Origin of the sequence: Proteiniclasticum sp. (assembly GCF_003514505.1) — a bacterium.
Taxonomy (GTDB): Bacteria; Bacillota; Clostridia; order Clostridiales; family Clostridiaceae; genus Proteiniclasticum.
Window position 1 is genome coordinate 247,385 of the sequence record NZ_DOPX01000026.1, and the last position, 13,929, is coordinate 261,313.

General features: G+C 41.7%; 15 protein-coding genes. 4 read left to right on the top strand and 11 right to left on the bottom strand.

Annotation, left to right across the window (positions count from 1 at the left end; all coding sequences use genetic code 11):
* The first annotated feature begins 297 nt into the window (after positions 1-297).
* Complete coding sequence (locus DEF30_RS09345; protein WP_294098570.1) at positions 298-888, top strand: helix-turn-helix transcriptional regulator; 591 nt, start codon at positions 298-300, stop codon at positions 886-888.
* 64 nt (positions 889-952) lie between these two features.
* On the opposite strand, the gene DEF30_RS09350 is transcribed toward DEF30_RS09345, so the two are convergent.
* The gene (locus DEF30_RS09350) at positions 953-2,302 is read right to left on the bottom strand and encodes an MATE family efflux transporter (RefSeq protein ID WP_294098574.1); all 1,350 of its coding nucleotides are present in this window, start codon (positions 2,300-2,302) and stop codon (positions 953-955) included.
* A 303-nt stretch (positions 2,303-2,605) separates the two neighbouring features.
* On the opposite strand from DEF30_RS09350, the gene DEF30_RS09355 reads away from it, so the two are divergent.
* Positions 2,606-3,496, top strand: a complete 891-nt coding sequence (locus tag DEF30_RS09355; RefSeq protein ID WP_294098575.1) for a DMT family transporter — start codon at positions 2,606-2,608, stop codon at positions 3,494-3,496.
* Between the two features lie 62 nt (positions 3,497-3,558).
* Here the strand turns inward: DEF30_RS09355 and DEF30_RS09360 are convergent, their stop codons facing one another.
* From DEF30_RS09360 to DEF30_RS09405, 10 genes are all read right to left on the bottom strand, one after another.
* Positions 3,559-3,984 carry a YkvA family protein gene (locus tag DEF30_RS09360; protein ID WP_294098577.1) on the bottom strand — a complete coding sequence of 142 codons (426 nt, stop codon included), beginning with the start codon at positions 3,982-3,984 and terminating at the stop codon, positions 3,559-3,561.
* 87 nt (positions 3,985-4,071) lie between these two features.
* Positions 4,072-4,377, bottom strand: a complete 306-nt coding sequence (locus DEF30_RS09365) for a DUF960 family protein (RefSeq protein ID WP_294098580.1) — start codon at positions 4,375-4,377, stop codon at positions 4,072-4,074.
* Between the two features lie 64 nt (positions 4,378-4,441).
* Positions 4,442-7,372, bottom strand: a complete 2,931-nt coding sequence (locus tag DEF30_RS09370; RefSeq protein ID WP_294098582.1) for a DEAD/DEAH box helicase — start codon at positions 7,370-7,372, stop codon at positions 4,442-4,444.
* A complete protein-coding gene (locus tag DEF30_RS09375; protein ID WP_294098584.1) occupies positions 7,373-7,774 on the bottom strand; it encodes a (deoxy)nucleoside triphosphate pyrophosphohydrolase in 402 nt (133 codons plus the stop codon).
* Between the two features lie 36 nt (positions 7,775-7,810).
* A complete protein-coding gene (locus tag DEF30_RS09380; RefSeq protein ID WP_294098585.1) occupies positions 7,811-8,566 on the bottom strand; it encodes an HNH endonuclease signature motif containing protein in 756 nt (251 codons plus the stop codon).
* A 49-nt stretch (positions 8,567-8,615) separates the two neighbouring features.
* Positions 8,616-9,377 (bottom strand): SDR family oxidoreductase, encoded by a 762-nt coding sequence (locus DEF30_RS09385; protein WP_294098588.1) that lies wholly within the window; start codon positions 9,375-9,377, stop codon positions 8,616-8,618.
* A gap of 269 nt (positions 9,378-9,646) precedes the next feature.
* A complete protein-coding gene (locus DEF30_RS09390) occupies positions 9,647-10,411 on the bottom strand; it encodes an ABC transporter permease subunit (RefSeq protein ID WP_294098590.1) in 765 nt (254 codons plus the stop codon).
* On the bottom strand, positions 10,408-11,325 hold the full coding sequence (locus DEF30_RS09395) for an ABC transporter ATP-binding protein (RefSeq protein ID WP_294098593.1): 918 nt from the start codon (positions 11,323-11,325) through the stop codon (positions 10,408-10,410). Before DEF30_RS09395 ends, DEF30_RS09390 begins: the two co-directional genes overlap by 4 nt.
* Positions 11,326-11,529, bottom strand: coding sequence for a PLDc N-terminal domain-containing protein (locus DEF30_RS09400; RefSeq protein ID WP_294098595.1), 204 nt, complete (start codon positions 11,527-11,529; stop codon positions 11,326-11,328). It abuts the gene before it with no gap.
* Between the two features lie 28 nt (positions 11,530-11,557).
* Entirely contained in the window at positions 11,558-12,658 is a 1,101-nt protein-coding gene (locus tag DEF30_RS09405; protein ID WP_294098597.1) for a helix-turn-helix transcriptional regulator, read from the bottom strand.
* Between the two features lie 222 nt (positions 12,659-12,880).
* Between DEF30_RS09405 and DEF30_RS09410 the strand changes: the two genes are divergently transcribed.
* Together DEF30_RS09410 and DEF30_RS09415 are read left to right on the top strand one after the other, a co-directional pair.
* Positions 12,881-13,336: a hypothetical protein gene (locus DEF30_RS09410; protein WP_294098599.1), complete on the top strand. Its 456-nt coding sequence runs from the start codon at positions 12,881-12,883 to the stop codon at positions 13,334-13,336.
* A 32-nt stretch (positions 13,337-13,368) separates the two neighbouring features.
* Positions 13,369-13,881: a GNAT family N-acetyltransferase gene (locus DEF30_RS09415; RefSeq protein ID WP_294098601.1), complete on the top strand. Its 513-nt coding sequence runs from the start codon at positions 13,369-13,371 to the stop codon at positions 13,879-13,881.
* The last annotated feature ends 48 nt before the right edge of the window (positions 13,882-13,929 follow it).

A 13,929-nucleotide genomic window follows, 5' to 3' on the forward strand; every position in this document is an offset into this window, starting at 1 on the left:
ACACTCCATTTTACTTTTAGTCTAACACATCTCTTCACCATAGCGCTTCCCCATTCCACAAGTTTTACTCTTATGCACGCCTTTTTTTCTAGAGACTGCCCAGTTTCCCAGTCTGTTCTTCGAAGCCGATTGATTCTATCGTCAGACCTCTTGCATGAGTAAATCTTCTGAAACCGTTGAAATTACATTCCTTTCAATCACTTGCAACCATTGGTTGCGAAACTTCAAGCCCTTCTTTCTGGTTTCGCAACCAAAAGTTCACTATACTGAAGATATCAAAGAAAAAGAGGTGGAGCTATGAAACTGAATGAAAAGATATTCTATCTTAGAAAAAAAGAAGGCTATTCCCAGGAAGCCCTGGCAGAAAAACTAGGGGTTTCCCGCCAGGCTGTAAGCAAATGGGAAAACGGAGATGCGGATCCTGAAATCTCTAAACTGAAACTGATGGCGGATGTCTTTGGTGTCACCACAGACTGGCTTCTTTCTGATAAAGGTATCGAGACGAAGAGCAGCACATACTCCCATGCTCTGCCCTCTACCGCTTCCTCCATGCCCTCCTGGGTGGAGAACCTGCCGAGCATCATGGGAAAGATGATCAAGAGATACGGATGGATTGTTGGCGTCTATGTGGCTTTTTCCGGAGCGGCCATCGCAGGCTTGGGCTTTCTTGCACGGTTCATGACAAAAAGGATGTTTGGACTTTTCGGATCTCCTGGTGATGATCTATTTGGTCAAGATCCCATATTCATTGAGTTTGCCACAAGAAATCCTGTGTCTGTCATGGGCTCTTTCTTCATTCTCATTGGCTCTGTTCTCTTTATTTCTGGCATCCTCATCGCTGTAGCCTTAAAAAAATATGCCCAGAGAGAGAATCAAGAAAAGCAGTAATCCTTATGAAAGAACACTCTAGAGCTGAACATTCACTGATTCTTACATGAAAAAGAGGAACCTTTTACACAATATACTTGTGTGAAGGTTCCTCTTTCTTGTTTTCTGTTAAAATGAGAAACAGTCCCAAAAGAAGCGTAATGAACTCCACCAACGGGATGGTGAGCCAGATTCCATTGATGCCTAAGACCGGCGTAAGCAGAAACAGTGCAAAGGGAATCAGCACAATACCGCGAAGCATGGATATCATAAAGGATATCCTGGCTTTTGCTTTGGAGGAGAAATAAGAGATGATCATGATATTGACGCCAGCGAAAAAGAAGGAGGTGAAATACAGCGCCATTCCTTCTTTTGCGATGGCGTAAAGCTCCAAATTGTTCTCCGGATTGAAGGCTCTGATGATCTCCTCTGGAAAAGCCATAAATACGAAATAGAGTGCAATGCCCAGAAGGAAAGAAAAACCAAGTCCAAGCCTTAATGTGTGCCTGATGTTCCCTTTATTCCCCTGTCCATGATTATAACTTACTATGGGCTGAATCCCCTGCCCTGCTCCTGAGAACACGGCTATGAGAATCAGCGCAAGATTTGCTAAGATTCCATAAGCAGCAACCCCAGTTTCCCCCACATACTCCAGAATCACGAGATTAAAAAGAAGAATCACAAGGCCTGAGGAAAGCTCCGTGATAAAGGATGGCACTCCGATGGAGAGCACTTTTTTCAGCTCTCCCGGTCTCCATGGGAACCGGATGAGATGAAACGTGTTCTCCTTTTGGATGAAGTAAGGAAGAAGCACCAGAATGCTGATGATGGGTGCAATACCTGTGGCCAGCGCCGCTCCTGCCATGCCCTTGTTAAGAGGATAGATGAATATATAATCCAGAAGGATATTGGACAGGCTTCCCGCCATCATGGCGGTCATGGCAAGCTTTGGTCTTTTGTCGTTTCTCACCATACTCACCAGCATACTGCTGATCATAAAAATGGCGGAGAATGGAAAAACCATGGTGGTGTATCCTAAAGAGAGATCCAAAATCTTCCCTTCTGCCCCAAGAAGCATCACGATCTCTTCCGGGAAGAGAAGCCCCAGCGCAGTATAAAGAAGACCAATCCCGATGCCCACAAGGATCATCATGGTATACATCTCACTGCCCCGCTTCTGTCTTCCCTCACCTTTGTAGATGGAAAACATGGTGCCCACCCCATTGCCCAATAGAAGACTTGTGGCATAAATCAAGGTATAGGCTGGAATCACAATATTCAGTGCAACCAGGCCATCTTTTCCAATGCCGTTGGCAATGAAAAAAGTGTCTGCCAGGATAAAGGCAGAAAACCCAATCATGCTGAGCACGTTGAGCGATACATATTTAAAAAAGGTTTCATAGAGCTTTTTCTTTTCTCTTTGCCCTTTACCCATAATTCCTCCAAAAAAGAAGGCCATCTCAAGAAAGCCCATGCCGTAACAAGAACATTTTTTCCATCCTATCTTACCCAAAGTTCCCCTATTGGTCAAACCCATGAAATTTCAAAGTTTTTCAATGGCTCCGTGGCCAATTTGACAATCTGGTGATTTTGGATAAAAGCTTCTATGAGAGTGTATGATTTTTCTCCCTTTTCACCTGTTTCTCATAGACTTTGAGAAAATTAAAATTCTAGGAAAAAGAGAAAAGCTGTGTTACGATTTAGCAATGATAAATAACGTGAACAGGATGGTACAGATATGTTTATAGGCGAAATCGCGGCACTTCTCACAGCCTTCTGCTGGGTGGGGTCTTCCGTCTCATTTGAATATTCCGGGAAGAAAGTGGGATCTCTTGTGCTGAACCTCATGAGACTGGTCATTTCACTTCTGATCATTACAGTGATCAACTTTTTCATCACAGATGGATTTAGAAATCTCTCCGTCTCTCCCGAGGCGTTCCAGGCTCTTCTGATTTCTGGTCTTGTGGGCTTTGTCATCGGTGATATGTTCCTATTCCAGGCTTTTGTGGAGATTGGGGCAAGAATCTCCATGCTCATCATGGCTTTGGCTCCGCCCATCACTGCGGTGCTCAGCTATTTCCTTCTGGATGAGACTTTAGGTCTTGTGCAGATCCTCGGTATGATGCTGACTTTCCTTGGCATCGCCATTGTCATTATGGGCAAAGAAAAAGGATCTCAAAAAATCGTGGTGAAGCACCCCATCAAAGGCATCACCTTTGCTTTTCTTGGCGCTGTGGGGCAGGCGCTGGGCCTTATTCTTTCCAAGGTGGGTGTCGCAGAGCTCAATCCCTTTGTGGCCACGGAGATCCGTATTTTTTCAGGAATTCTTGGCTTTATTCTCATCATCACCTTCACCAAGAAGTGGCCAAACTTCTTCTCCGCCTTTAAGAACAAAACAGCCATGGTGGGTATCACCGTCGGATCCCTCTTTGGACCCGTGGTTGGCGTTTCCCTGTCTCTCATGGCCATCAAATACACCTCCACTGCCATTGCATCAACACTCATGGCCATTGTGCCTATTCTCATCATTCCAGTGACCATTTTCCTGTTTAAGGAGAAAGTGAAAACCAATGAGATCGTTGGAGCCATTATAGGCGTCCTCGGTGTTGCTGTGATCTTTATGGGATAGTGTCTGCTGAATAAATCAAGAGGAGATTTCTCACAATGCTGTGGGAATCTCCTCTTTTTTACTTACTCTTCAGTTTTTTCTTCTGTATACATCTTCTCGTCAATTTTTCTTAAATCCGATTCATCGTAACTGCCAAACCAAACCTTCAGTCTCTCCTTGGCTTTCTTTTTTGTATCCTCGTTGATGTAGAACGCAACCATCACAATCGCTGCCATGAGTGCAGTCAGGTCATCTGTATACCCTGCCACTGGGATGAAATCCGGAATCAGATCCACCGGGAAGATGAAGTAGCCAAGGGCTCCGATGATGACGGACTTCGCCTTCATTGGGGTTTCAGGCTGCTGCAGTGTGTAGTATAGAAGCAGTGCCAGATAGATGACTTTGATTCCTGCTTTCTTTGCAAACTTCATAATTTTGTCAAACAGCTTCTCTTCGGAATAGGCTTCTGTATACTTCTTCTCTTCCAGTTCTTTTTGATCAAAATCCATGGGTTCATCTCCTTTTCATCAATAGATATTTGATTATTCATCAAAATGTTTCACCAGTCAGCAGTGGAGATGAAGCGCCTGCTTCACTTAATACTCAGAGGCGAACATCATCGTCGCATAGTCTCCATCATCAATGACATAGATTTTTTCATCCTGATGAATGGAAGGATGATCTACTTTTACTGTATAGGATACAGAGTAGTCCGGGTTCTCTTGCTGATGGGTTAGCTTAAGGTCTTCTTCCTTCATCTCCAGCTTGAACACCTGGAGATAGTCTTTTTCCACATCCAGACCGTCAATGAGATCCCATAATAAGATCTGTAGATCTGGTCTCAAAAACGTCTGAATGCCTTTGGTCATGTAGCGGTTTCCACTGAACATTTTTCTCTCCATAATACACCTCTTTGCTTTGATAAGAGTATTATGGAATTTGAAAAAGTTCTTAATCGCTTCACAGCTAATCTGCTATCTTTTCTTGCGTGATATAATCATACAAATCATCTCTAACCGGTACATCAAGCTTATATCTTATTTTAACGACATTCACATTCGTACCTGGCATCTTTGCTTGGACCGGACTTCCAACCGCATCAATCTTACCAAGGAAGTAAAACTCCTTCGATGTTTTATCTGTTTTATCCTTGCGGACAAAAAGTAAAATATCAACACCTAGATCCTTAGAAGAATATATGGTTTGAACATCATCAGACTGGATTGTTCGACCTGATTTACTAAAGGCTAGGAACTCTGAAGGTGAGAAAAACTCGTCATGATATTGTATTGTCTCACTAATATCATCGTCCTTATGATAATTGATAAACACGGGGAAAGTCTTTGTCTCTTTATCAAACTTATAGCCACCAATGTTTAGAGGAACCTCGTTTTTACTCCAATCTAAAAGCCTACATACATCTTCATAAGTATACTTTTCATTGAGCACAAAATTCGTTTCTCGATAATGATTACTGTATCTCTCTTCATACTTTCTCAGTCCAATATTTAGAAGTTCTGTGACCATTTGTAGAAATACAGGGTTCTGTAAACAACGAAGAAACGCACTTGATCTTTTATACCCTTGTCCTTCTTTCTCAATGAAGATTGCTTTAGCAAAGGTGTTTTTTGATGAACCTGTAGCAAAATTTTGCGTCATTTGGTTTATCAAATTGATTCTTGTATTCTTATTTACTTCGATTCTATACTTTTCAAATAACAAATCATCGAGTTTATCAAGAACTGCAGATTCTTCGTTCAGTAGTAGTTTAATGAACTCTAACTCATGTGGTCGCTTTCCATTTGCGTACTTGAGAGAAATAAATTCAATAAATTTTTCTTCTTCAGAAGTAAGTGCACTCTGATAGTCTTTCTCGTATTTACGAAGAAAGTTATGATATGAACCCGTTCTTGCAAAGATTCTTTCAATATCAATGACATTATATTTAATAAACTCAGCCAGTAACGGAATTCTACCCAATCTATTCTTTAAATCCTGATAAGATTCTTTAATTATCTTCAGATCATTAAAATCTGCATGATCAATAGATTTATAGATTCTCTCACGCGTTATTTTGTCAAAATTTATCGTAGAGCAGCCATAGATGATTCTGTTGCTTTCAGCAACATATCTACGAATATTATCTTTGTTGTAAGACTGGTCTCCAGACAAGGCGATGGGGATTAAATAGTTGGTATCATAGTTTCCAATAAAATCCAGTACAACGACATATTCCTTTCCGAAAACTTTTCTTAGGCCTCTTCCAAGCTGCTGAACAAATATGATAGCAGACTTCGTTGGTCTTAACATCACCACTTGGTTAATTTCCGGTATATCCACACCCTCATTAAAAATATCCACTGTAAAGATATAGTCCAAGGCACCTTCATTTTCATCTTGTCCTAACCTTTGAACGGCTTCAGCTCTTTCCTCTTGTGAACTCGCACCACTTAAAGCAACTGTTCTATATCCAATATCATTAAATTTCTGCGATAGATTTTGCGCCTCTTCGTTTCTACTGCAAAACACAAGCCCCTTAACTCGGCTTCCAGAATATCCATAAAACTCAACCTTTTCTTTTATATATTGAACTCTAGCATCTGAAACCAAATGATTAAACTGTGTCTGATCATCAATGATTTTTCCTTCGACCGTTAATTCTGTAATGCCAAAATAATGAAATGGACATATGAGATCTTCTTTCATGGCATCATTCAGTCGAATCTCATAAGCGATATTATGATCAAATAGTTCAAATATATCGAATCCATCTGTTCTTTCAGGAGTCGCGGACATACCGAGTAGAAATTTCGGCTGAAAATAATCAATAATCGTTTTATACGATTTTGCCCCTGCACGATGGACTTCATCAATAACAATATACTCAAAGTCATCAGGCGAGAACTGCCTATAAATATACTCTTTTGAGAGTGTCTGGATTGTTGTAAAAATATAATCCGCTTGAAAATCCTTATGATTTCCACTTAATATCGACATTGTTTTTTCAAAGCCTATAACTTTTCTGAAACTCTTCAATGCTTCTTTAGCGATTTGCTCCCGATGAACTACAAATAGAAATCTCTTTGGATTAAATTTTTTAACATCGAATGCTGACAAATAGGTTTTTCCTGTACCTGTAGCTGAAATGATTAATGTTTTTTCATGCTGTCTATTTCTTGTTGCTTCCAGTTCTTGCAATGCATTAACCTGCATTTTATTTGGTTTAATCGCATTGAGGTACAGTAGTTTACCGGATAGATGATCTTCTATGGTTTTTTCTGCAGTACTATTAATATTTCTTTGAAGTTCATATATTTTTGAATACGCATCAATCCAATTGAAATCTACGATTGTGGCGTGAGCAAACATACTATTGAATTCTTCAATTGTATTTGAAACGATGGCTCCTTCTTTTGAGGACGACACTTTTAAATTCCACTCTTTGTTCTCACATAGCGCACTTTGTGTCATATTGCTACTACCAACTATAATGGAGTACTCCTCACCTTTTCGAAAAATATAGGCTTTCGTATGCATTTTAGCCGCTTCTTGAGTAACAATTCTTAGCTCAACATTCTTTAATTCTAAGAGTTTTTTTAAAGCTTTAGGAGATGAGAAATTCTGATATTGAGAAGCAATTATTTTCCCCTGTATCCCTTTTTCTTCTAACTCCTTAAGTGTATTTAGTAGGACCGTTACGCCACTTTCTGTAATAAATGCCACAGAAAAATAAAACGCATCACAATGAGAGAGTTCTTGAATGATACTCGTAAGTACCTTTTCTCCTCTCTCAGGATCATTAATGATCAGACGTGGTTTATATGATTCTAGTGCAGTCTCTGTTCTATCCAGAAAACCGTGGACTAAGCCCTTACTCAATTCACAATTTGCTATCATTTAAATCTCCTTCATTAGTTTCTCCACTATAGGTACATCTGCTGGTGCCCAATCAAGCAGTAATAGATTCTTTCTCTCCATCCATCGGAATGCCCCGTGGTCATTTAACTTAAACTTTAAATCATCAACTTCAATCAAATATCCATGCATGATAATTCTAAAATCAGGATAGGTATGGTCTACGGTCATGAAATATTGATCCTGTGAAACTGAAACAGTTAAGTCCATTTCTTCAAAAAGTTCACGCTGTAAAGCCTCTTCTCTCTGTTCTCCTAGTTCGATCTTCCCACCTGGAAACTCGAATTTTCTCGATATATAATCTAGAGGAGATTCATTTCTTTGCATACATAGATATGAATCTCCTCGCTTAAATATTGCAGCTACAACTTCTATTGTTTTCATTTGATTTCCATTCTTTCATCTTTAATTTTTATGAATTTAAAACACGCTGGTTCTTGCAAACTCATCCTTACTTAAGTATATGCCACTTTGAGCCAGTCTTGAAGATCTATCTTCATACAATCTCGACATCATTTCAAATCGATCTTCTACTATTCCATAATGAAGTCTCCGATGACACGTAGGGCAAAGACAAACAATATTAGCATATACATCAAGACTCACTGAGAATCTTGTCTGATGTCTCAAGGGAATCGCATGATGACCTTCCATATATGGCTTTTTCGTCTTCTCTGCTATAAAACTTTGATGTGAAGAATCGAGTTCGCACTGATAACCCGCCAATTCTAAGGATTGAGTTTTAATGATCTCAGACCTCTGCCACCTGTATACTTCAGATCTTTCTCTGAGATTCATTTCAATCGGAATATCTAGAAGTTTAACCTTATCTTTTAGTTCGGAAAATGAATCACCACAGGCAAACCGATAATAATTATTTAAGCCCGCACTGTACATTTGATTCCCTCTTTTATCTTGAGCTTTGAACTCTTCATCCCTAAATAGAATCTCACGAACTTCAGATAGCCTTTCAATTTCACCAATTTCATAAATATCTTCTTGTACTAAACCCATGCTTTTCAGCTTTCTTGATATGTTGTTCAGGGCATCGAAATAATGATTGACCGTGGATTTTTTTAGTCCCCTAATGTCAATCAAATATCTTGAATAATAATCTTTTAAGATTGATACTTTCGACTCACTTCGAATTTGTTCTTCTTCGCGATTCCTATTCAAATCTTTCATCCTCTCAAAGTTTTATAAAATCATTTTGAGTTAAGGAAATCTATTTATTGTACTTCCAACCCTCATCCCCGTGATAAATCATACGCTTACTCATACCTCCATCCACAGTTATATTTTCTGCATTGATAAATGAAGATCTTTCATCACATAGAAACAGGACTGTTCTAACAATATCTTCCGGCACACCCACTCTTTCAGAAGGATGCTGCTTCCTATCCGCCTCACTGAAATTCTCTTCATCCCCAGTATCAATCCATCCAGGAGCAATGCTGTTCACTCTTGCAAGTCCCTGTAGACTCATGGCCATGGCATGGGTCAGCGCAGTAATCCCGCCTTTCGCAGCGCTATAACTTTCCGTATCCTTCTGGCTCATGAAGGCTCTAGTGGATGTGATGTTCACAATAGAAGCCACAGGATTCAAATGCTCTTTCAAAAGAAGCGTAAGATAATACGGAGCAGATACCCCCACCCGAAGAATCTCATTGAACTCTTCATAGGTGCAGCCACTGAGAAGTCCCTTATGGCTGAAACAGGCATTATGGATGAGGACATCCACTTTCCCATACCTTTTCTTGATTTCTTCCGCAAACTCCATTAACACAGATTCAGAAGCAAGATCTCCCTCAAAAAAGAAGTGCTTCTTCTGATCTTGAAATGTGGAAAGAAGATCCTTCCCAGCTTCTCCATCCCTATCTATAAATGCCACCGACGCCCCCTCATTCACAAGGGCTCTCACCAAGGCTTTTCCAATACCATTGGCGCCTCCGGTGATGACACATACTTTTCCATCCAATTCTCTCACCTCATATTAAACGGTTTACACTAAGCCTAGTATATCAAAATTAACTGTATATTTGAATAATTTACAGAATTATGTATAGAATCTATTCTTATTCGCATACTATTGGATGCATCTAACTGGAAAGTACCACAAAATATATCCCAATGTCAGGACAGTAAATTTACATTTTCCAGAAGTCAACTGTGATAAGTTCTGTTCTGTGAACAGGCAGCTCTATCAGTTTCTACAGCAAAGTAAAAAAGACCACATTGCTGCAGTCTTTTCAAAAACTATTCTGTAATCTTCAGTGCATTGGACATGGAGAAGAGAAGAAGAAGCCCCGTGAGAAGTACCGCCACAGCCGCTGACAGAAGAAAATCTCCTGAAGAGAACATCTCCGTCATGAGGTTCACGTTCTCAGAAACCAGCGTCATGGGATTATAGGGTTTAAGATCCGGGAACAGCCCAAGAAGCGTTAAAATCATTGCTGCTCCTCCCGCAAGAAGAAGCGCTCCATATACATTCTTAAACATCAGCCCGCCAAAGATGACCATGCTGAGAAGAAGCACCCCGAAAATCCACATACCTATAATACCCAAGAGTAAGTTCGGCAGCTCCATTTCTTCAAAAAAGTACAATGTGTACCCTAGAGTTATGAGAGTGGACGCAGCGTAAGTCATCGTCCATTGAAGCACCGCTGAAGTGAACTTCGAAAGCACCACCACTTTTCTTGAAAGACCCTTGGTCACCATATGGATGAGGGTTCCCTTTGAAATCTCCCCCGCCATGATCCCGCTGAAAATCACCGTCAGGACGATCATTCCCGTCTGCGCTCCATTTTTAAAGAACTGCATCCAGGAATCTATGGCTTTGGGCTCTTCCAGTGTAATGGTCATACCTTCCGGCAGAACACTTTCAAGAATCTCCGGCAGAACCTTGGCCATGACAGGATTCAGAAATCCGAAGACCACAAAAATCAGAAACAGAATCATAAACTTATAAGTCCGAAGACTCTCCATGATCTCTTTTTTGGTAAAAGCCACAAAACTTCTCACTTGACCACCTCCAAGAACAGATGCTCCATGGTGGGCTCCAGAAGCTCGACTTTCTGCGGAACAATCTGAAGAGTCAGCAATACCTCATAGACATCCTTCTGTATATTTTCCATGTTTCTTCCTGTTACAAGAACACTTCTTCCATCTCCATCCCGTTCCATCTCATAAGATGACAGCTTCTCAGAAGCCATGAAGGCATGAAGATCTTTTTCCTCTTGAAACAGCACATCCAGGCCTTCTTTTCTGTGCTTCTTCTTGATCTCTTCCAGTGGTCCCTGAAGCACCAGATGTCCTCCATGCAGAACAGCCACATCATCACAGATCCTTTCCACATCCGAAAGGATGTGGGTGCTGAAAATGACTGTGGTCTTTCCTTTCACAGACTGGAGAATCCTAAGGATCTCCATACGGCCCATGGGATCCAGCGCCGACGTGGGCTCATCACAGATGAGAAGCTTCGGCTCATGTAAGAGCGCCTGGGCAATGCCAAGTCTCTGTTTCATGCCCCGGGAAAATGCACCGATTCTTTTTTTGTTCATTGGCAGTCCTACCAGGGACAGAAGCTCCTCGCTTCTTTTTTTGATCTTTTCCTTTTCCATCCCTGTGATCTCACCGCAAAGGCTGAGATATTCCATGGGGGTCATATAGCTGTAAAACTCCGGCACATCCGGCAGATAGCCGATATAGCGGTTGGTTCTTGTCTCTCCGTATTTTACCGGCTCTCCGCAAACATAGATCTCTCCCTGGTCCTTCTCCAGAAGTCCCAGAATCATCTTCATGGTGGTGGTTTTTCCTGCACCATTCTGGCCGATGAACCCAAAGATCTTCCCCTCTGTCACAGAAAGATCAATGCCCTTAATCACTTCAGAAGACCCGAAAGCTTTTTTCAGACCTTCAATCTTTAACACTTCCATCTATTCCTCGCCTCTTCCAAAGATAAAATACACCACTGGCCCGATGAACTGCACAAAGCTCAGAACCACCCATAAATTTCTGTTTCCGAATTTATAGTTTCTATGGGTCAGCACATGCCACAACGATGCTGCAGTCAAAGCAAATTGCACCACAATAAGGGGAATCAGCACCGGCAGATATTCTCGTAATCCTTCTAGATACATCTTTATTCCTCCGATCATTTTTTATGTATTAAAGGTTTTCCAGCTCCAGAAGGATGGACCGGAAAGCCGGCTCCTCCTGAAGAGGCTGAAAAAGAGGGTATTCTCTCACTGCGCTCAGCATCCCTTCCTTGATGAGCTTGTCACCTCTGGGGGCACTGTTGCCAAGATCCAGCTCCTCCAGCCAAGGAAGAACCTCCGTAAAGAACTCATCTCCCTGCAGCTGAAAAGGGAACTTGAAATTATTACAGGCCTCTGTATAAAGGCGAAGCATCTTCAGCGCTTCCTCCTTCTGTCCATGGACCATATAACCATGGGCACCAGAAAAAGCAATCTGTCCCATGACATTGGGATGAAGGGTCATGATTCCCATGGTATCCGCCACTGGAAGGATTCTTTTCAATGCTTTCTTAAAAACCTCCAGATCCCCGGACACATGCATGAGATACGATGCGCCCACGGAAAGGTAGTTCATCATATGCTGATAAAGACTCACCTGAAGCACCGATGCTGCTTTCTTCGCCTCACCCCGCATGGCATAGGCACTGGCAAGCACCACCTCATCTCCGGAAATGGGCAAGAAACTCGGCTCCAGAAGCTCCAGCACTTCCAGAGAATCTCCCAGGATCATCTGGACCGTGGCCTCTAATGAAGTTGCCTGTTTCATGAGCCAAAGATCTCCACTTTCCTCCCTGACCCGCCGCAGCAGCTGAAGGGCCTTTTCCAGCACTTCCCGCTGCTCCTCTTTCTCCTCCAGCATATAATGGTTGAGAAGAAGAATGGACATCTGGAGTAGACAGGGAAAACAGCTGTAATACTTCTCTGTGATGGTCAGAACATCGCTGTACACCGTCCGGAACGGTTCCTTCCCAAACCGGTCACTGAGATCTTTATAGACTCTTCGGATCTCAGCTTTATCCATCTGAGGCAGATAGCCGATGAGCTCATCAATAGTGATGTTAAAAAAGGAGGCCAGGCGCGGCAGAAAGGTGATGTCCGGAAAGCTCTGCCCCGTTTCCCATTTGGATACGGAGGCTTTGGTGACCCCCATGTACTCTGCCAGGGCATCCTGGGTGAGGCCTTTCTCTTTTCTTTTCTGCAGTATGATTTTACTGATCTGTATTTCCTTCAAAGCCATCCCTCCTTGAATATGTCTTTACCATGATTATCCATTTTTATTGAGAAAAAAACAATGGATATAAAAGATACTTTGGTAAATAAAATCAACCAATAGGATACTTTATCTAAATCATATCTGACATCAATTGTCTTAGAAATGTCACGAAAAAGCGGTACAATCTGATAAGATGAAGTTAGAAAAAAAGAAGTATGAAAGTGAAAGGCCGGTGCAAACATGTCTAAGAAAAGAAGCCTTCTGGGCATCCTCCTCCTGACGGTCCTTCTCCTTGTCAGCGGATGCACTAAGAGTAAACCGCAGCTTACGGAGGACAATGAAAAAGACCTGGCAAACATGATCACTTATCTGGAAGACCAGGGCTATGAAAGCAGTGTGGAAGAGGCAGATTCCGATATCTTTCCAGGTATCCGTATGCGTATAAAAATTGAATCTGAAGTTTTAGAGGTTTACCTCTACAAAAACCCGACGGTTCTGGAAGAGGTGGCATCGGGGATAGGAAAGGACGGCTCCTCATACCAAAATAAGTCCAAGACCAAAGTTATTGAAATCTCCTGGGTCTCCGAGCCTCATTTTTTCAAGAGAAACACCATGATGGTGCAGTACATTGGAGAAAATGAGAACATCTTAAAACTCCTCACCGCTTATTTAGGTCCCCAGTTTGCAGGATTGTAGAATAATACTGAATTTATCAGAAAGGAAAATTTATGGAGAACTTCAGACGTGCCACAAAAACAGATGCGCCACTTCTTGCCGGTCTTCGGGAAAAGGTGTGGAAGGAAACCTATGAGGGCATTTATCCAGAGGAAATGTTTCATTCCTTTGACAGAACCCTGCATGAAAAAAAGTTCCACAGCCAAATCACTGCACCAGACACCCTTGTGTATATCGCAGAGTTTGATGCTATCCCCATTGGATACTTCTCCTTTGGAAGACCCCGCAAAAAGGAAGAGCGGCCAAAAGACCTTGCACTTCACTCCTTGTACCTGCTGTCCAGCCATCAGGGCAAAGGCATAGGAAAAAGAATCTTCCGTTTCATCCGAAAATACGGTGAAGACCATCAGCTGACAAAGCTCTACTCTTCCTGCAATGCCCATAACCAGAGTGCCTTGGCATTTTACGAGAAGATGGGCGGGAAAATCCTTTTTTCCGATGTGGGTCATGAAAATCCTGCAGAAGATTCAATCTACCTGGAATTCGACATAGATATAGAGGTATAGTTCTCATAGTAAAAAGGCATCCATTGTGATATGCTCCCCTTATAGTAG

What these genes read in the sequence shown, in the direction of transcription:
- DEF30_RS09345 (WP_294098570.1), top strand. Translation starts at nt 298, where the DNA reads ATGAAACTGAATGAAAAGATATTCTATCTTAGAAAAAAAGAAGGCTAT.
- DEF30_RS09350 (WP_294098574.1), bottom strand. Translation starts at nt 2,302, where the DNA reads ATGGGTAAAGGGCAAAGAGAAAAGAAAAAGCTCTATGAAACCTTTTTT.
- DEF30_RS09355 (WP_294098575.1), top strand. Translation starts at nt 2,606, where the DNA reads ATGTTTATAGGCGAAATCGCGGCACTTCTCACAGCCTTCTGCTGGGTG.
- DEF30_RS09360 (WP_294098577.1), bottom strand. Translation starts at nt 3,984, where the DNA reads ATGGATTTTGATCAAAAAGAACTGGAAGAGAAGAAGTATACAGAAGCC.
- DEF30_RS09365 (WP_294098580.1), bottom strand. Translation starts at nt 4,377, where the DNA reads ATGGAGAGAAAAATGTTCAGTGGAAACCGCTACATGACCAAAGGCATT.
- DEF30_RS09370 (WP_294098582.1), bottom strand. Translation starts at nt 7,372, where the DNA reads ATGATAGCAAATTGTGAATTGAGTAAGGGCTTAGTCCACGGTTTTCTG.
- DEF30_RS09375 (WP_294098584.1), bottom strand. Translation starts at nt 7,774, where the DNA reads ATGAAAACAATAGAAGTTGTAGCTGCAATATTTAAGCGAGGAGATTCA.
- DEF30_RS09395 (WP_294098593.1), bottom strand. Translation starts at nt 11,325, where the DNA reads ATGGAAGTGTTAAAGATTGAAGGTCTGAAAAAAGCTTTCGGGTCTTCT.
- DEF30_RS09400 (WP_294098595.1), bottom strand. Translation starts at nt 11,529, where the DNA reads ATGTATCTAGAAGGATTACGAGAATATCTGCCGGTGCTGATTCCCCTT.
- DEF30_RS09410 (WP_294098599.1), top strand. Translation starts at nt 12,881, where the DNA reads ATGTCTAAGAAAAGAAGCCTTCTGGGCATCCTCCTCCTGACGGTCCTT.
- DEF30_RS09415 (WP_294098601.1), top strand. Translation starts at nt 13,369, where the DNA reads ATGGAGAACTTCAGACGTGCCACAAAAACAGATGCGCCACTTCTTGCC.